The organism is Brevibacterium luteolum (genome assembly GCF_025147615.1).
Classification (GTDB): domain Bacteria; phylum Actinomycetota; class Actinomycetes; order Actinomycetales; family Brevibacteriaceae; genus Brevibacterium; species Brevibacterium luteolum.
Window position 1 is genome coordinate 14,944 of record NZ_JALXPM010000032.1, and the last position, 17,706, is coordinate 32,649.

General features: G+C 66.6%; 14 protein-coding genes and 2 tRNA genes. 6 read left to right on the forward strand and 10 right to left on the reverse strand.

The annotated features are described in order from the left end of the window. Positions 1 to 50: 50 nt before the first annotated feature. A complete protein-coding gene (gene valS / locus M3C25_RS09045; RefSeq protein ID WP_259856015.1) occupies positions 51 to 2,690 on the forward strand; it encodes a valine--tRNA ligase in 2,640 nt (879 codons plus the stop codon). A gap of 140 nt (positions 2,691 to 2,830) precedes the next feature. Then, positions 2,831 to 3,499 (forward strand): AIM24 family protein, encoded by a 669-nt coding sequence (locus tag M3C25_RS09050; RefSeq protein WP_259856018.1) that lies wholly within the window; start codon positions 2,831 to 2,833, stop codon positions 3,497 to 3,499. A 996-nt stretch (positions 3,500 to 4,495) separates the two neighbouring features. On the opposite strand, the gene clpX is transcribed toward M3C25_RS09050, so the two are convergent. From clpX to tig, 4 genes are all read right to left on the reverse strand, one after another. Then, entirely contained in the window at positions 4,496 to 5,761 is a 1,266-nt protein-coding gene (clpX, locus tag M3C25_RS09055; RefSeq protein ID WP_259856020.1) for an ATP-dependent Clp protease ATP-binding subunit ClpX, read from the reverse strand. Positions 5,762 to 5,992: 231 nt separating this feature from the next. Beyond that, positions 5,993 to 6,637 (reverse strand): ATP-dependent Clp protease proteolytic subunit, encoded by a 645-nt coding sequence (locus tag M3C25_RS09060; protein WP_259856022.1) that lies wholly within the window; start codon positions 6,635 to 6,637, stop codon positions 5,993 to 5,995. Positions 6,638 to 6,647: 10 nt separating this feature from the next. After that, a complete protein-coding gene (locus tag M3C25_RS09065; protein WP_165883104.1) occupies positions 6,648 to 7,280 on the reverse strand; it encodes an ATP-dependent Clp protease proteolytic subunit in 633 nt (210 codons plus the stop codon). 174 nt (positions 7,281 to 7,454) lie between these two features. Beyond that, positions 7,455 to 8,846: a trigger factor gene (gene tig / locus M3C25_RS09070; protein WP_259856024.1), complete on the reverse strand. Its 1,392-nt coding sequence runs from the start codon at positions 8,844 to 8,846 to the stop codon at positions 7,455 to 7,457. Between the two features lie 206 nt (positions 8,847 to 9,052). On the opposite strand from tig, the gene M3C25_RS09075 reads away from it, so the two are divergent. Next, on the forward strand, positions 9,053 to 9,304 hold the full coding sequence (locus M3C25_RS09075) for an LLM class flavin-dependent oxidoreductase (RefSeq protein ID WP_259856026.1): 252 nt from the start codon (positions 9,053 to 9,055) through the stop codon (positions 9,302 to 9,304). A gap of 148 nt (positions 9,305 to 9,452) precedes the next feature. Here the strand turns inward: M3C25_RS09075 and M3C25_RS09080 are convergent, their stop codons facing one another. The 4 genes from M3C25_RS09080 to M3C25_RS09095 all read right to left on the reverse strand — a co-directional run bounded on the left by M3C25_RS09080 (position 9,453) and on the right by M3C25_RS09095 (position 12,520). Further along, the gene (locus tag M3C25_RS09080; RefSeq protein ID WP_007321360.1) at positions 9,453 to 9,755 is read right to left on the reverse strand and encodes a hypothetical protein; all 303 of its coding nucleotides are present in this window, start codon (positions 9,753 to 9,755) and stop codon (positions 9,453 to 9,455) included. A 12-nt stretch (positions 9,756 to 9,767) separates the two neighbouring features. Then, positions 9,768 to 11,732: a heavy metal translocating P-type ATPase gene (locus M3C25_RS09085; RefSeq protein WP_259856029.1), complete on the reverse strand. Its 1,965-nt coding sequence runs from the start codon at positions 11,730 to 11,732 to the stop codon at positions 9,768 to 9,770. Then, positions 11,729 to 12,097, reverse strand: coding sequence for a Cd(II)/Pb(II)-sensing metalloregulatory transcriptional regulator CmtR (gene cmtR / locus M3C25_RS09090; RefSeq protein WP_165883108.1), 369 nt, complete (start codon positions 12,095 to 12,097; stop codon positions 11,729 to 11,731). The genes M3C25_RS09085 and cmtR overlap by 4 nt, the downstream gene beginning before the upstream one ends. 349 nt (positions 12,098 to 12,446) lie before the next feature. Further along, positions 12,447 to 12,520 (reverse strand) — tRNA-Pro (locus M3C25_RS09095). Between the two features lie 178 nt (positions 12,521 to 12,698). Here M3C25_RS09095 and M3C25_RS09100 point away from each other — a divergent pair. Both M3C25_RS09100 and M3C25_RS09105 read left to right on the forward strand, forming a co-directional pair. Continuing rightward, positions 12,699 to 12,769 (forward strand) — tRNA-Gly (locus M3C25_RS09100). Between the two features lie 100 nt (positions 12,770 to 12,869). Continuing rightward, positions 12,870 to 13,712 (forward strand): CPBP family intramembrane glutamic endopeptidase, encoded by an 843-nt coding sequence (locus tag M3C25_RS09105; RefSeq protein ID WP_311200523.1) that lies wholly within the window; start codon positions 12,870 to 12,872, stop codon positions 13,710 to 13,712. An 81-nt stretch (positions 13,713 to 13,793) separates the two neighbouring features. On the opposite strand, the gene M3C25_RS09110 is transcribed toward M3C25_RS09105, so the two are convergent. Both M3C25_RS09110 and M3C25_RS09115 read right to left on the reverse strand, forming a co-directional pair. Further along, entirely contained in the window at positions 13,794 to 14,261 is a 468-nt protein-coding gene (locus M3C25_RS09110) for a ribose-5-phosphate isomerase (RefSeq protein WP_259856030.1), read from the reverse strand. A 33-nt stretch (positions 14,262 to 14,294) separates the two neighbouring features. Continuing rightward, on the reverse strand, positions 14,295 to 14,903 hold the full coding sequence (locus M3C25_RS09115; RefSeq protein WP_259800326.1) for a mycothiol-dependent nitroreductase Rv2466c family protein: 609 nt from the start codon (positions 14,901 to 14,903) through the stop codon (positions 14,295 to 14,297). A 142-nt stretch (positions 14,904 to 15,045) separates the two neighbouring features. Between M3C25_RS09115 and pepN the strand changes: the two genes are divergently transcribed. Continuing rightward, complete coding sequence (gene pepN, locus M3C25_RS09120) at positions 15,046 to 17,697, forward strand: aminopeptidase N (protein ID WP_259856032.1); 2,652 nt, start codon at positions 15,046 to 15,048, stop codon at positions 17,695 to 17,697. Positions 17,698 to 17,706 lie beyond the last annotated feature (9 nt).

Consider the following 17,706-nt stretch of genomic DNA (forward strand, 5'->3'; position numbering starts at 1 on the left):
GGTCGCCGGTGGTTTGAGTTCGGCTGCGCGGTGCGGGGATAATCACCGGTATGACTCAACCTGCCTCACGCACACATGACTCGGTGCACCTCCCGGACCGACCCGCTCTCGAAGGCCTGAAGGACAAGTGGGACTCCCGCTGGTCCGAGCAGCAGACTTACGCCTTCGACCCTGAGACCTCCCGCCAGGAGGTCTACTCGATCGACACTCCCCCGCCAACGGCGTCGGGATCGCTGCATGTGGGGCACGTCTTCTCCTACACCCAGACCGACATCATCGCCCGCTATCAGCGGATGATGGGCAAGAACGTCTTCTACCCCCTCGGCTGGGACGACAACGGCCTGCCGACTGAGCGCCGCACCCAGAACTACTACGGAGTGCGCTGCGAGCCGACTCTGCCGTACGACCCAGGCTTCACGCCGCCCGCCAAGCCGGCGAGGAACCCACGGGACTTCGTACCGGTCTCGCGCCGGAACTTCATCGAACTGTGCGAGAAGCTCGCCAGCTCCGATGGTGAGGTGTTCGAAGCGCTGTTCCGCTCGGTGGGCCTCTCGGTCGACTGGAATCACTCCTACCGCACCATCGACGCCGACTGCCGCGCTGTGTCTCAACGGGCGTTCCTCAAGGACCTCGCCGGCGGGCATGTGTACTCGCAGGAAGCCCCGACGATGTGGGACGTCACCTTCGGCACCGCTGTGGCGCAGGCTGAGCTGGAGGACCGGGAGCGCGAAGGCGCATACCACAGGGTCGCGTTCTACCCGGCTGCTGCTGACGGCACGGCTGACACGTCGGTTGAGCCGATCGTGATCGTCACCTCGCGTCCGGAGCTCATCCCGGCGGTGGCGGCGCTCGTCGCGCACCCGGATGATGAGCGCTACCAGGACTACTTCGGCACCCAGGTCGTCTCCCCGCTGTTCGGCGTGGCCGTCGACGTGCGTGCCCACCAGCTGGCCAAGCCGGAGAAAGGCACCGGCATCGCCATGGTGTGTACCTTCGGTGACCTCGCCGACGTCACGTGGTGGCGTGAGCTTAAGCTGCCCACCCGCGCGGTCATCACCCGCGATGGCCGTCTGCAGCGCGAGGTCCCGGAATGGATCGTCTCCTCCCCCGCTCCCGAGGCGGTGGCCAACTATGAGCAGCTGGCCGGGAAGACGACGTTCACCGCACGCAGGACGATCGCCGAGATGCTCGCTGAGTCCGGCGATCTGCTCGCTGAGCCGGAGGCGATCACGCACCCGGTGCCGTTCTACGAGAAGGGCGACAAGCCGCTGGAGGTCGTGACGTCCCGGCAGTGGTACATCCGCAACGGCGGCACCGATTCCGGGTTGCGCAAGAAGCTCATCTCCCGCGGCCGGGAACTCGACTGGTATCCCTCGTTCATGCGCTCCCGTTACGAGAACTGGGTGGAGGGTCTCAACGGCGACTGGCTCATCTCCCGCCAGCGCTACTTCGGTGTCGCGATCCCACTGTGGTATCGCCTTGATGAGGCCGGCGAGCCCGATTACGACAACCCCATCGTGCCCGATGACGCTTCGCTGCCGGTCGACCCGCAGGCAGATGTGCCAGACGGGTTCACCGCCGAGCAGCGCGATCAGCCCGGTGGCTTCACCGGTGAGCCGGATGTGCTCGACACGTGGGCGACCTCGTCGCTGACCCCGCAGATCGCCGGCGGCTGGTCGCGGGACGAGAAGCTGTGGTCCCAGACGGCACCGTTCGACCTGCGCCCGCAGGGCCATGACATCATCCGCACCTGGCTGTTCTCGACCGTCGTGCGCGCCAATTCGCTGAACGACGATGTGCCGTGGACCCGGGTTGCGCTCTCAGGCTGGATCCTCGATCCGGACCGCAAGAAGATGTCGAAGTCCAAGGGCAATGTCGTCGTGCCCAGCGACATCCTCGAGGAGTCCAAGCCCGGCTTCGGACCGGATGCCGTGCGCTACTGGGCCGGTTCGGCCCGGCTCGGTGCCGACACCGCCTATGAGGTCACGCAGATGCAGATCGGCCGGCGCCTGGCGATGAAGATCCTCAACGCCTCGAAGTTCGCACTCGCCCAGGGTGTGCACGCCGATCTCATCGGCCGCACCGACCTCATCACCGAAAGCCTCGACCAGGCTGTGCTGGCGGCGCTGCGCGAGACCGCAGCCGAGTGCTCGGCTTTCATGGCCGAGTACGACTACGCTCATGCGCTGCGCACCGCCGAGTCGTTCTTCTGGGCTTTCACCGACGACTACGTCGAACTGGCCAAGGACCGCTCCTACGGTTCGGTCGGCGAAGCCGGCCAGTTCTCGGCGCACGCGACTCTGGCGACCGCCCTCGATGTGCTGCTGCGTCTCTTCGCCCCGTTCATGCCGTTCGTGACCGAAGAGGTGTGGTCGTGGTGGCGGTCCGGTTCCGTTCACCGAGCTGTCTGGCCACAGGCGGACGACCTGCCGGTATTCGACGCCGACACTCAGGCTCTCGGGCACGTCGGCGATGTGCTCGGCGAGCTGCGCCGCGCGAAGACCGAGGCGAAGGTCTCACAGAAGACCCCGATCACCTCGGTGACCGTGACCGTTCCCGAGGCAGTGCTCGCCGCCGCACAGGGTGCTGAGAGTGACATCATGGCCGCCGGCCGCGTGCAGGCGTGGACACTGTCGGCCGGCGGTGACGACATCACGGTCGCCGACGTCGAGTTCGAGACCGCCGAGTGAGTGTTGCCGAACAGCCACACTGAAGCGGCTCGCTGAGCCTGATGTGGGCTTAAGCTGGGGGCGTGCAGTCGATCTGCACGCCCCCAGCTACATATCCCCCAGTCGGGCACCGGCCCGGCGCGCACGACCAGGAGACAGCGATGCGCAGCGAACTCTTCGCCAAACAGCACCAGGAGCAGGAGCTCAATCAGCGATGGACGATGCAGTCCAGCCGGATGGTGCGAGGGGTGGTGACCCCGCAGGAGCCGATGATCGCCACGAAGGGTGCGATGGTCGCCTACCAGGGCAACGTCAACTTCAAGCACCAGGGTTCGACCTCGGTTGGGCAGTTCATGAAGAAGGCTGCCACAGGTGAGGGCGGCCAGCTCATGCGGGTCGAAGGTCACGGCGAGATCTTCTTCGCCCGGATGGCCGCGAACATCTTCATGATGCAGCTCGAAGGTCCGCAGGACGCGCTGACCGTCAACACGTCGAGCATGCTCGCCTTCGACGCCTCGCTGCGCTGGGACATCCAGCCGCTGCGCGGCATCGGCGCGCTCACCTCGGGTTCCGGGCTGTTCAACCTTGAGCTCTCCGGTCACGGCACGGCCGCGATCTGTGCGCAGGGCCAGCCGATGGTCCTCGACTGCTCGCGCACTCCGACGTTCGTCGACCCGCAGGCGGCGGTGTGCTGGTCGGCGAACCTCGCTCCGGACATCCACACAGATGTCACCCTCGGCTCATTCTTCGGCCGGGGCTCCGGTGAGGGGATCCAGATGCGCTTCCACGGTCCGGGCTTCGTCGTCGTTCAGCCGGCAGAGACGTACTGAGCCAGCACAGGTCAGAACAGTCGCTCAGTCTGCGCGCTGTCGCCGGTCTCTGCGGCTCGTCTGATCGCAGCCAGGGGCCGGTCGCAGCCCCTGCTGAACTCTTCGAGCGCGGCAGCGATGCCGCCAGGGCGTGCCGGTGCCACCTGATAGACAACGGCCCGGCCGCGCTCGGCTGAGACGTGACCCGCCTCGCGCAGAATCTCCAGGTGATTCCTGGTGACCTGGCGAAGATGCTGAGTTCGTGGTGCAGCCTTGAAGCAGATGCCGGAGCCTTCCCGAGCCGGAGTATGAGCTCCCGCCTGGTGCTCTCCCCCAGCGCGCGCAGGACCTGCACTGTCTCGTCGGCGCCGGCGACTCATCGCATCCCTGCCTCCGCACCTGCTTACGGGCCGGCAGTCTGCTCCAGGGCGGCTTTGGCCAGGACGAGCTCTCTCGCCAGCCGGAGTCGTTGGCGTCGAAGCAGGACCGCTGGGTTATGACGTCGACATCGAGGTTCTCGAATCCGGTTTCGCGCACACGCAGCGTCACACCCTCAGATCCTTCAGTGATGAAGGACTCTGTGAGCGTCATCGGAAGCTCCCTGGCGACGACGGCTTCAGCGGGGCCGTCGAGCGGCTCACCGGCTGTCCACCTGGAGGCCGCGTAGTGCGGAGGCCTGAGCTCGACGGCGTGAATGGCGAAAGTGCCATGAACCGGGGCGGTGACGAAGGCCAGGTCATCGCTGCGCGTAACGGTGTGATCGCGCAGCTCTCCATCGTTGATGAACTATCCGGGCTGTGAGATCAGCGCGAAGACGGCTGGAGCGGACGCAGCGATCTCATTGCTGCGGTTGATGATGAGGTGTTCCATGGGTGCTCCCTGAGGCAATAACGCAGCCATTCAGCTGCGGTAACTGAATGGCTGCACTATGCGTCATGGAGTCAAAGCTCAGCGGCTGCAGAACGGTCTACCGAGTGCACGCCGGCTCTCGCGCAGACTCCTCTGCGAGCGGGAGGGTCAGGCCGATTTCTTGCGGCGGGCCGGCTGCGCCTTGCGCGGCACGATCGTCGGGGCGACGTTCGAGTCGACGACGTCCTTGGTGATGACGACGCGTTCGACGTCGTCGCGGCTGGGCACATCGAACATAACCGGCTGCAGGACCTCTTCCATGATGGAGCGCAGGCCGCGGGCGCCGGTGCCGCGCAGCAGCGCGAGGTCGGCGATGGCCTCCAGGGCCTCGTGCTCGAACTCGAGTTCGACGTTGTCGAACTCGAACATCCGCTGGTACTGCTTGACCAGTGCGTTGCGCGGTTCGGTCAGGATCGTCATGAGGGCATCGCGGTCGAGGTTGGAGACGGTGGCGATGACCGGCAGACGGCCGATGAACTCCGGGATGAGCCCGAACTTCAGCAGGTCTTCGGGCAGCATCTGGCTGTAGATGTCCTCGTCGTCGTTCTTCGACTGCAGCATCGCGCCGAAGCCGATGCCGTGCTTGCCCTTCCGGGAGGAGATGATCTCCTCCAGACCGGCGAAGGCGCCGGCGACGATGAAGAGCACGTTGGTCGTGTCGATCTGGATGAAGTCCTGGTGCGGGTGTTTGCGCCCTCCCTGCGGCGGCACTGATGCCTGGGTGCCTTCGAGGATCTTTAGCAGCGCCTGCTGCACGCCCTCACCGGAGACATCGCGGGTGATGGAGGGGTTCTCGGCCTTACGGGCGATCTTGTCGATCTCGTCGATGTAGATGATGCCGGTCTGGGCGCGCTCCACATCGAAGTCAGCGGCCTGAATGAGCTTGAGCAGGATGTTCTCGACATCCTCGCCGACGTAACCGGCTTCGGTCAGGGCGGTGGCGTCGGCGACGGCGAAGGGCACATTCAGCTTCTTCGCAAGCGTCTGAGCGAGATAGGTCTTGCCGGAACCGGTCGGGCCGACGAGCAGGATGTTGGACTTTGAGATCTCGATGTCGTCGTCATCGAGACTGCGGGAGGCACGGATGCGCTTGTAGTGGTTGTACACCGCCACGGCGAGGGCCTTCTTCGCGGTCTCCTGACCGACGATGTACTCCTGCAGGAAGTCGTAGATCTCCTGTGGCTTGGGCAGCTCGGTCTCCTCGACCTCTGCCAGCGGCTGGTTGAGCTTCTCTTCGATGATCTCGTTGCACAGCCCGATGCACTCATCGCAGATGTAGACACCGCCACCGGCAATCAGCTTGCGAACCTGCTTCTGCGACTTGCCGCAGAAATTGCAGTTGAGAAGATCTGCACTATCGCTCTTGCGCGCCACGGTCACAACCTTTCCAAGGGGCACACGCTATCAGCCTAACCCGCTTCTGTTCAGTACCTCAACAGCATGTCACACGGCACGGACAACGCCTGCGACCTCACCCGCCCGTGTCGTGACACCCTGTTCCCAGGCGCGGAATTACGGCTGCTGGCCACGCCCTCGGGAACGGCACCGGCCCGCACCCCGATCACGAGGCGCGGGCCGGTGAGGCTGCGCTGTCGGCGGCTGTCCTCAGGCGTTCTTGCGTGAGGAGAGCACCTGGTCGACCAGGCCGTACTCCTTGGCCTGCTCGGCAGTGAGGAACAGGTCGCGTTCGATGTCGTTGGAGATCTGGTCAGCGGACTTGTTCGTGTGCTTGGCCAGCGTCTCCTCCAGCCAGGTGCGCATGCGCAGCACCTCGGCGGCCTGGATCTCGATGTCCGAAGCCTGGCCGTGGCCCTGGCCCTGCATCGCTGGCTGGTGGATGAGCACACGGGCGTTCGGCAGCGCCAAGCGCTTGCCCGGGGTGCCGGCGGCCAGCAGCACAGCGGCAGCCGATGCGGCCTGCCCGAGGCAGACGGTCTGGATCTCGGGCTTGATGTACTGCATCGTGTCGTAGATCGCCGTCAGCGCGGTGAACGAGCCGCCCGGCGAGTTGATGTAGAGCGTGATGTCACGGTCCGGGTCCTGCGATTCGAGGACGAGCAACTGGGCCATGACGTCGTCGGCGGAGGTGTCGTCGACCTGCACGCCGAGGAAGATGACGCGGTCCTCGAACAGCTTGGTGTAGGGGTCCTGCCGCTTGAAGCCGTAGGGGGTGCGCTCTTCGAACTGCGGCATGACATAGCGCGAAGTCGGCATCGCACCGGCGGTGCTCCAGGGATCGATACGAGTCATCTATGTCTCCTTATGCTTCGTTGAGCGAGGTGTCGCCGTCGAGGTCGTCGGACTTCGTGATGACCTTGTCGATGAAGCCGTAGTCGAGGGCCTCATCAGCGGTGAACCAGTGGTCACGGTCATTGTCTTTGAGGATCTGCTCCAGGGACTTGCCGGTCTGCTCGGCGGTCAGCTCGGCCATCTGCTTCTTCATGTGCAGGATGAGCTCGGCCTGGATCTTGATGTCGGTGGCGGTGCCGCCGATGCCGCCCAGCGGCTGGTGCATGAGGATCCGGGCGTGTGGGGTGGCATAGCGCTTGCCCTTCGCACCCGAGGACAGCAGGAACTGTCCCATCGAGGCGGCCATGCCCATGGCAACCGTGCCGACATCGGGGCGGATGTACTGCATGGTGTCGTAGATGGCCATGCCTGCAGTGACCGAGCCGCCGGGTGAGTTGATGTAGAGCCAGATGTCGCGGTCGGGATCCTCGGCTGCCAGCAGCATCATCTGCGCGCAGATGGCGTTGGCGTTGTCGTCGCGCACCTCTGAACCCAACCAGATGATGCGCTCCTTGAGCAGCCGGTTGAAGATGTGATCATCCAGTCCCAGTCCTGCCGGCTTGTCCTGCGCGACCGGCTGGGAGGCGTACTCGTGTGTCGTCACGTGTCACTCCTGTGGTTCGGTTCCATGCTTACTGGACTCTAACCCGTCGGCACCGGGTTTTAGTCCCGCATCGCCTTGTGTTCGCCCTCAGCATATGAGGGTTGATCACAGACGACGCAGGGCGGGCACGGTCTCCCGTGCCCGCCCTGTCTGATGCGTCAGGTGCGCAGCAGGTCAGTCCTGCTTCTCAGCCTCGGCGTCGTCAGCCGCCTCATCAGCCTCGGCGTCGTCGGCTGCCTCCGCGGTCTCCTCGGCCTCGGTGTTAGCGTCCTCGTCGTCCTCGTTGGACTCCGGGCTGACGAACTTCGTCATGTCGACGGCGTTGCCGTCGGTGTCGACGACCGTGGCCTCAGCGAGGACAGCGGCCAGGCCCTTGCGGCGGGCGACCTCTCCGCTGATGGCCGGCACCTGGCCGGAGGACTGCAGCATCTGGATGAACTCCTGGGGCTGCATGCCGTACTGCTGGGCCATCGCCATGATGTACTCGATGAGCTCGGCCTGGGAGACCTCGACCTCTTCCTTCTCAGCGATCGCGTCGAGCAGGAACTGGGTGCGGACGGCCTTGGCCGTCTCGTCCTGGATCTCCTGGTAGCGCTCGTCGCCTTCTTCGGCTCCGGCGGCCTCAGCCTGGCGGGAGACCTCCTCGGCGAGGAACTTCTCCGGCAGCGGCAGCTCGACCGTCTCCAGCAGCGCGTCGAGGACCTTCTCGCGCGCCTGGACGCTCTGCTCGAGCTCCTTCTGCTTGGCGACGTTCTCGCGGGTCTCCTCGCGCAGCTCCTCGATGGTGTCCGAACCAGAGGCCATCTGAGCGAAGTCGTCATCGGCATCAGCGAGGACGCGCTCCTTGACGGCGTTGAGCTTGACGGTGACGACTCCCTCAGAGCCCTTGTGCTCTCCACCGGCAAGCGTCGTGCTGAAGGTGGTTTCCTCGCCTTCGGAGAGGTCGAGAAGAGCGTCGTCAAGACCATCGATCATGGTGCCGGCGCCGACTTCGTAGGAGATGTCGGTGGCCTCGTCGATGACTTCGTCATCGACCTTGGCGGTCAGGTCGATGGTGACGAAGTCGCCTTCAGCGGCCGGACGGTCGATCGGGTTGAGGGTGCCGAAGCGGGCACGCAGCTCGTCGATCTCCTTGTCGATGTCCTCGTCGGTGACCTCGTAGGTGTCGACCTCGACCTCGATGGAGTCGTAGGCCGGCAGCTCGATGTTCGGCATGCAGTCGACCTCGACGGTGAAGACGAGGTTGCCCTCTTCGGCTCCGTCGAGTCCGGGGATCTCGGAGACCTCGACCTCGGGGCTGCCGAGCGGGCGGACGTCGTTCTCGTTCAGAGCCTGGCGGTAGAAATCGTCCAGGCTGTTGTTGACGGCCTCCTGCAGGACGGCCGGACGGCCGACGCGCTGGTCGATGATGCGGGCCGGAACCTTGCCGCGGCGGAAGCCGGGGACGGTGATCTGCTTGGAGATCTCCTTGTATGCCTCGTCGATGCTCGGCTTGAGTTCGGCATAAGGCGCTTCAACGCTGAGCTTGACCCGAGTCGGGTCGAGATTCTCGACGGAGCTCTTCACGATGTACCTCTCGTTCGGACGGTGGGATCGGCGGAGGCGATCCGCCTAAGTCATGAGTCTCATCACCGCACAGACGCCGGCGGCAATGCACAGCTCTCCAGTCTAGTCATGGAGGCAGTCGTTTTGCACATTGGGCCGCTGCAGCGCCGCGGGCTCCCGTCGGCACCGCAGGGGAACAGTTGAGAGTTCAATTGTGTTGGCTGGGTATGAGAGCTTTCGGATTCCTGTCATTCGGTCATGACGGTCACGGGCGCCGGCTTGGTGATCCCGATGCCCGGCAGATGCTCCACGATGCCATCCCCATCGCCGAACGGGCCGATGAGCTCGGTGTCAACGGCGCGTACTTCCGGGTGCATCATTTCGCCCGCCAGTCGGCTGCCCCGATGCCGCTGCTGGCCGCGATCGCTGCGCGCACGCAGCGCATCGAGGTGGGCACAGGCGTCATCGATCTGCGCTAGCGCATGCCCGGGTTGTAGCACCCGTTGTCAGCGTCGGCGCGCTTTACAGCACAACGCTGACGGAAATCCTGGCTGGTTTTCGATGAAGGCGGCTCTTCCTGCGCTGAGCGTCGGTGCGATGATCGCGCAACCCGGCGGTGCTCCACCCTCATAGAGGCGCATCAAGTACTTCGCGCAGCTGATCGACGGTGGGCGAACCAGCCAGCCCGGCAGGAGTGCGGAACACTCGACAGGCGAGCCCCACCGGCGTGTGCTCGTCGGCGAAGGGGTCGGAACCGTCAATGAGGACGGTCGGGGACCCGTGGAACCCGAGGCGGGCGGCGTCCTCGGCAGTCTCGACTCGCTGATGCACGACGCGGACGTCCGATCGGCCGTCGAGGGCCTCGGTGAGACGCCGGTCGAGCACCTCCCAGTTCGGGCACCCGTCGAAGTACTGCAACGTGATCTCCATGATCCACTCCTCTCAGGCTCTGTCCGCGCGGACCGCGGCCGGTGACGCCGTCTCAGGCGACGCGGCCGCCGCTTGGCTCTTGCGGGCACGCGCGGCGCGCAGCCCGTTGGCGATGACGACGACCTCGGCGACCTCGTGGACGAGGACGACCGCGGCCAGGCCGAGCACGCCGGTGATGGCCAGCGGCAGCAGCACGGCGATGATCGCCAGGGACAGCACGATGTTCTGGTTCATGATCGCCCGGCCGCGGCGGGCATGCCGCAGCGCCTGCGGGATCAGGCCGAGGTCGTGCCCGGTGAAGGCGACATCGGCGGACTCGATCGCGGCGTCGGAGCCGGTCGCGCCCATCGCGATGCCCACAGTCGCACCGGCCAGGGCGGGGGCGTCGTTGATGCCGTCGCCGATCATCGCCGTCGGCGAGGCCTCGGAGAGCTGGGCGACGATGCGGGCCTTGTCCTCGGGCCGCAGCTCGGCGTGCACGTCGCCGATCCCGGCGATCTGCGCGAGCGCGTGGGCGGTGCGGGCGTTGTCGCCGGTGAGCATGCTCACCTCAACCCCCTGCCCTCGCAGCGTGCGCACGGCCTCGGGGACCTCGGGGCGCAGCTCGTCGCGGACGCCGATCGCCCCGGCCAGGCGGCCGTCGACGGCCACGAGCACGCAGGTCTGGCCCTCGGCCTCCAGGTCCTCGACCCGGGCCTTGAGCGGTCCGGCGTCGATCCAGCGGGGGCTGCCCACCGTCACCCGGCGGCCGTCGACGGTGCCGCCGATGCCGTGCCCGGCCTCCTCCGTCACGTCCTGCGCGGCGAGGGCCCCCTGGCCCGCGGCGGCGATGGCGGCGGCGAGAGGGTGCGTCGAGTGCTGCTCGACGGACGCCGCCCAGGCGAGCACCTGCGCGTCGTCGAACCCGTCGGCGGCGACGACGGCGGTGACCTCGGGCCGGTTGCGGGTCAGGGTGCCGGTCTTGTCCACGGCGAGGTGGCGGATGCCGCCGAGGCGCTCGAACGCGGCACCGCTCTTGATGACGACGCCGAACTTCGTCGCCGCCCCGATCGCGGACACCACGGTGACCGGTACCGCGATCGCCAGTGCGCACGGGCTGGCGGCGACGAGCACGACCAGGGCGCGGGTGATCCAGGTCTCCGGGTCGCCGAGCAGCGAGCCGAGCACGCCGACCAGGACGGCGAGGACCATCACGCCGGGCACCAGCGGGCGGGCGATCTGGTCGGCGATGCGCGCGCGTTCGCCCTTCTCTGCCTGGGCCTGCTCGACCAGCTCCACGATGGTGGTCAGCGAGTTGTCGGTGCCCGCCGCGGTCGCCTCGACCTCCAGGACCCCGGCGGTGTTGATCGCGCCCGCCGAGACCGCGTCATCGGGGGCGACCTCGACCGGGATCGACTCGCCGGTGATCGCGGAGGTGTCCAGGCTGGAGCGACCGGACCGGACAGTCCCGTCGGTGGCGACCCGCTCGCCCGGACGGACCAGCAGCACGTCGCCGACGGCGATCTCCTTGGCCGGGACCTCGACCGAGGCACCGTCGCGCAGCACGGTCGCGGTCTCCGGCACGAGCTTGAGCAGCGCGCGCAGGCCGCCGCGGGCGCGGTCCATCGCCTTGTCCTCCAGGGCCTCGGCGACCGAGTACAGGAACGCCAGCGCGGCGGCCTCCTCCACGTAGCCGAGGATGACCGCGCCGACGGCACTGATCGTCATCAGCAGCGCGATCCCGAGCTTCCGCTTGGCGAACAGGTTCCGCAGCGCGCCGGGCACGAACGTGTACGCGCCCAGCAGCAGGCCCGCCCAGAACGCGACCAGCGCCGCGACGTGCAGCCCCGACCACTCCAGCACCAGGCCGGTGCCGAACGCGACCCCGGAGAGGATCGGCACCACCAGGCCCGGGTCGCGCCACCACGGGCGCTCGGTTTCCTCTGCCTCTTCGGCGGCGTTGGTGGTCGGCTCGTCGCAGCCGCAGGCGGCGCTCACGAGGCGTCCTCGGAGCCGCTCGGGCCGCAGCAGCCGGGCACCGAGCAGTGCGGGTCGATGCACGGGGCGCTCTCGTCCACCGCCAGCGTCACGTCCACCAGCGCCGTCAGCGCCGCGGCCAGGTGCGGGTCGGCGATCTCGTAGCGAGTCTGCCGCCCCTCGGGCTCGGCGACCACGATGCCGCAGTCGCGCAGACAGGTCAGATGGTTGGACACGTTCGAGCGGGTCAGCCCCAGCTCGCGCGAGAGCACGGCGGGGTGGCTCGGGCCGTCGAGCAGGGACATCAGGATCTTGGAGCGCGTCGGGTCGGCCATGGCCCGGCCAAGCCGGTTCATCACGTCGAGGCGCGAAGCAATAGTCAGCATGCACTGAACTATACAGTGCACGCTGACCAATCGTCCAGATGCAGGGGCTGCCGCACGCGCTCCGCGCGCTTGCCCTCGGGAACCGCGGTCACCTCTTGCGCCAGCTCGACCACGTCGGCATCCCAGGTGCGCCAGGACTTCCAAGGCGGCTACATCACGTGGACGCGCAGCGAAGGCGCGCGCATCCGCTACACCTGAGCGCATGGTCGTGCCCACAGCATTCGCACGCAGGCTCCTGTTCCAAGCTTCCAACCCACCCGAAACCGATGCCGGCCCCGGGTCTGGAAACACAGCACGCGGCGTGTGAATAGACGAAGTGCCGCGAGAGAACCCGCGGCACTTCGCTCCGTCGGGGTGACAGGATTTGAACCTGCGACCCTCCGCTCCCAAAGCGGATGCGCTACCAAGCTGCGCCACACCCCGGCTCAACGAGACACTACTCTAGCCGCCTGAGCAGTCTTCGTCCTAATCTGCAGCGCGGCTGCCGGCATCGCACATCAGCCCACGTCACGGTGTCACCACCACTCGGCCAGCCCTCGCCTCGCTTTGCATTCGGAGCTGATCTGTTCTAACATTTCTACAGCGCTCACACGGGCGCATCGGGGATGTAGCTCAATGGTAGAGCCTCAGTCTTCCAAACTGATGGTGCGGGTTCGATTCCCGTCATCCCCTCCGCATTCCGCCGGTCCACATGTGGGTCGGCGGTTCTCTATCTCCGTACGCCGACATGTGCCCGATCCTGCGACTGCTGGGTCTTTGGCACAATGAGCCCGTGAGCGAACACAAACCCTCCCATGCAGGTCCTGCATCCTACCGCCCGCGTCAGCACCGCGCGCTCAGCCCGGCGTCTGCAGCGGTGGCGTGTGTCTCTGCTGCAGCGGTGCTGCTTTTCGGCTTCGAGTCGGACTGGGGCTATCTCCCGCTCGCCGTCGGTCTCATCGGATCGTGGGCGATCGACCGGGCGCTGGGCCGGGACGTGCTGCTCATCTGCCTGGCGCTAGCGTTCATCTCGACGATCTCACTCAAGGCCGATATCTCCTGGGACAACATCGCCGTGATGGGGGCCGTACTCTCCGGCGCGGTCATCATCCCCTATGCCATCAGCCGCTGGGTCTACCGCGACCACGCCGTCAGGTTCCCGCGGCGGATCGGCCAGCCGTGGTCGAAGCTCGAATGGTCCTGGCTGTTCATCGTGCTCTTCCTCGGCTGGCTCATCCTGCCGCGGTACTTCATCAGCTCCGGGGTGTACACCAACTGGCCGGCCGTGGAGACACCGAGTGAGATCCTCCGGCTGTTCCTCGGCGTCAACGCCGTGGGCATCTGGGATGAACTGTTCTTCATCTGCACGGTCTTCACGCTGCTGTATCGCCACTTCTCATTCTGGACGGCCAACGTGCTCACCTCAGTGATCTTCGTGTCCTTCCTGTGGGAACTGGGCTACCAGGCTTGGGGCCCGGTGCTGACCGTTCCATTCGCACTCGTCCAGGCGGTCGTCTTCACCCGTACGAAGTCACTGCCCTACACGATCTGCGTGCACCTGCTCTTCGACCTCATCGTCTTCCTTACCATCGTCCACGCCCACCATCCCGGTGCGCTGCCGATCTTCTGGTACTGAAACGACCGGGCCCGGGAACGACTGAGCCCGCCTGACCGGGGGCCAGGCGGGCTCAGCTCAGGATCTGCGGAGGGGTGAGCCTCAGATGGTCTCACCGTTTTCGTAGGCGGCCATGATGCCGATGCGCCGCTCGTGGCGTTCATCTCCGGAGAACGGCTCGGTCAGGAACGCGTCGACGATGGCGAACGCGTCAGCCTCGCTGTGCTGGCGCGCACCGATCGAGACGATCTGAGCGTTGTTGTGTTGCCGGGCCAGCCGGGCGATCTCCGGATTCCAGGCCAGGGCCGCACGCGCACCCTCGACCTTGTTCGCTGCCATCTGCTCACCGTTGCCCGAACCGCCGATGACGACACCCAGTGCCGGGGTGCCCGAGGCGTTGTCGGTCACCACCGCCTCGGCGGCGGCGATGCAGAAGGCGGGGTAGTCATCGAGTGCATCGTATTCGTGGGCGCCGTGGTCGACGACGTCGTAGTCCTGGGCTGCGAGGTGCGCCTTGAGCGCCTCCTTGAACTCGAAGCCAGCGTGGTCGGTGCCGAGATGAACTTTCATTGCCTGCCCTTTCGCAGCGTGTCAGTCGGAGACTCAGTCGAAGATCGGGCCGACCGTGCGGGTGCGCTTGAGTTCGAAGAACCCGTCGGTGCTTGCCACGGCCAGCACTCCATCGAACAGCTTACCGGCAGCCTCGCCCTTGGGGGCAGGGCTGACGACCGGGCCGAAGAAGGCGACCTCGCCCAGCGAGATGACCGGGGTGCCGACGTCTTCGCCGACCTTGTCGATGCCCTCCTTGTGGGAGGCGCGCAGCTGCTCGTCGTACTTATCGGTGTTGGCGGCCTGAGCGAGTTCGGCCGGCAGTCCTGCCTCGGCGAGCGCGGCGGGGATGACCTCGTCGAAGTCGCGGCGGCCCTCGACGTGGATGAGGGTGCCCAGGGCGGTGTAGAGATCGGCGAGCACCTCGGGTCCGTGTTCGACCATCGCGGCGGTGACGACGCGGGCCGGGCCCCAGGCGAGCTTCATGTTCTCCTTGTACTCCTCGGGCAGCTCCTCACGGCCCTCGTTGAGCACTGAGAGGCTCATCGGGTGGAAGGCGACCTTGACGTCGCGGACCTTCTCGACCTCGAGTGCCCAGCGGGAGGTCATCCACGCCCAGGGGCAGGTCGCGTCGAACCAGAAATCGAGTGTCTCAGTGCTCATCAGAGTCCTTCCGTGTCGGTCTGCCGCAGGGCTGCGGCCGGATGTGCGATGACCGCGCCGGATGCGCCCGGCACGGCTTCCGATCATGCAACAATGAGCCTAGTCCGATCATTCCACCAGCTGATATTCCGGAGGCCCATCCGTGGCACAGCACAACCTGACCCGCGCCGAGGCGGCCGAGCGCGCAGCGCAGATCTCGGTCACGTCCTACGACGTCACACTCGTCCTCGACGGTCAGGGAGAGACGTTCCGCTCAGTCACCACGGTGCGCTTCGCTGCCGACAGCGATGATTCGACCTTCATCGACGCGGTCACCGCGAAGGTGCACAGCATCCGGCTCAACGGCGAGGAGCTGCCTGTCGACAAGCACGTCTCAGCCGCCCGCATCAGCCTGCCGGGCCTGGCCCCGGACAACGAGCTGCGCATCGACGCCGAGTTCTTCTACATGAACACCGGTGAGGGTCTGCACCGGTTCGTCGATCCGGTCGACGACGAGACGTACCTGTACACGCAGTTCGAGGTGCCTGATGCCCGCCGCGTGTTCGCCGTGTTCGAGCAGCCCGATCTCAAGGCCTCGTTCTCCTTCACGATCATCGCCCCGGAGTCGTGGACGGTCGTGTCGAACTCCCCGACCCCGGTCGCCGGTGAACCGCATGAGGCGCTCGCCGAGCTCGGCATCGAATCGGGCGATATGGCGTTGTGGCAGTTTGCTCCCACTCCCCCGATCTCGTCCTACATCACTGCGATCATCGCCGGGCCGTACAAGTCCGCGCACTCCTCGCTGCTCAGCTGCGACGGCGAGGAGGTGCCGCTGGGCGTCTACGCCCGCGCATCGCTGTTCGAGCACGTCGATGCCGAGGAGATCTTCAAGCTCACCCGCGCCGGGTTCACCTTCTTCGAGGACCTCTTCGCCACCCCGTACCCGTTCGAGAAGTTCGATCAGCTCTTCGTCCCGGAGTTCAACGCCGGGGCGATGGAGAACGCCGGTGCCGTCACGATCGTCGAGGACTACGTCTTCCGTTCCCGGCCCAAGCGCAGCACCGTCGAGTCCCGCGCGGTGACGATCCTGCACGAACTGGCGCACATGTGGTTCGGCGATCTCGTCACGATGCGCTGGTGGAACGACCTGTGGCTCAACGAGTCGTTCGCCGAGTTCACCTCGACGCTGGCGACTGCCGAGGCCTCGGAGTTCTCCGATGTGTGGACGAGCTTCGCAACAGTCGAGAAGGCCTGGGCGTATCAGCAGGATCAGCTGCCGAGCACCCATCCGATCGTCGCCCCGATCGAGGACCTCTTCGACGTCGAGGTCAACTTCGACGGCATCACCTACGCCAAGGGCGCAGCCGTGCTCAAGCAGCTCGTCGCCTGGGTCGGCCGAGATGCGTTCTTCGCCGGCGTCAAGCGCTACTTCGACGCCCACGCCTGGGCGAACACGGAACTGGACGACCTGCTCACCGAACTCGAGGCCACCTCGGGCCGGGATCTGCGCACCTGGTCGCAGCTGTGGCTGGAGGAATCGGGCATCAACCTGCTGCGCCCGATCGTCGAGACCGACGAGTCCGGCCAGCTCACCCGCCTGGCGATCAGCCAGGAGGCCGTCGAGCTGCCCGGCCGCCCGGTCCCCTCACTGCGCCCGCACCGCGTGGCGATCGGCTGCTATGACATCACCGACTCCGGCCAGGTGGTGCGCACCCACATCCAGTCGATCGATCTCGACGGCCCCGTCGCCGAGGTGGAGGTCCCGGCCGGTGCCTCGTCTCGCCCGGACATCATCGTCGTCAACGACGGTGACCTCACCTATGCCAAGACCCGGTTCGATGAGGTGAGCCTGCGCAATGCGATCGCCCACGCCTCGGGCTTCGAGGACTCGCTGACCCAGCTGCTCGTCTTCTCGACCGTGTGGGATATGGTCCGCGACGGGGAGATCCCCGCCCAGGACTACCTCGCCCTCGTCGGCGCACATGCCGGATCCATCACCCATTCAGCCGGGCTGCTCGCCCAGCTGCGGCAGGCGAAGGCCGCGATCACCCGGTTCCTGCCGCCGCACCTGCGCGCCGATGCGCGCGCCCGGTTCGCCGATGACCTGTGGACACAGCTGCACAACGCCGCCCCGGGCTCAGACAGCCAGCTGCAGTTCCTCATCGGCTTCGCCGAGACCGCCGAGACCGACAGCCAGCTCGACCGAGTCGCCCAGATGCTTGAGACCGGCTCCGCCCCGGTCGAAGGCGTGAGCATCGACACCGATCTGCGCTGGAGCCTCGTCATCGCACTGGCCGCCGCCGGACGCCTCGATGAGGCCGGCATCAGTGCCGCGCTGGAAGCCGATGACACCGCGATGGGCCGCAACAAGGCTCAGACGGCCAAGGCCTCCCCGCAGACCCCGGCGGCCAAGACCGCGGCATTCCGCTCCCTGGCCGATGACCGCGAGCTGCCGAACTCGGTCGTCGCTGCGACCGCGCTGGGCTTCGCTGCCGGCCTGCAGCTGCCCGACGGGTCGCTGGTGGCTGCTGAGGAACCGGTCGGCAGCTTCGTCACCGAGTACTTCGACCGGGTCGCCGGCTGGTGGGAGTCACGCACCCTGGAGATCGCGCAGACGCTGACGCTCAGGCTCTACCCGCCGGCCACGCCCGAGGCGGTGGCCCGGACCCGGCAGTGGCTCCAGGAGCATCCGGCCGCCCCGAAGGGGCTGCTGCGGCTCATGGCCGAGAACCTCGACAACGCCGAACGGGACCTGCGCGCCCAGCAGACCGCCGTGGAAGCGCTCAGCGCTGCCGGGGCGGAAGCGGGCAGCTGACCGGCAGCT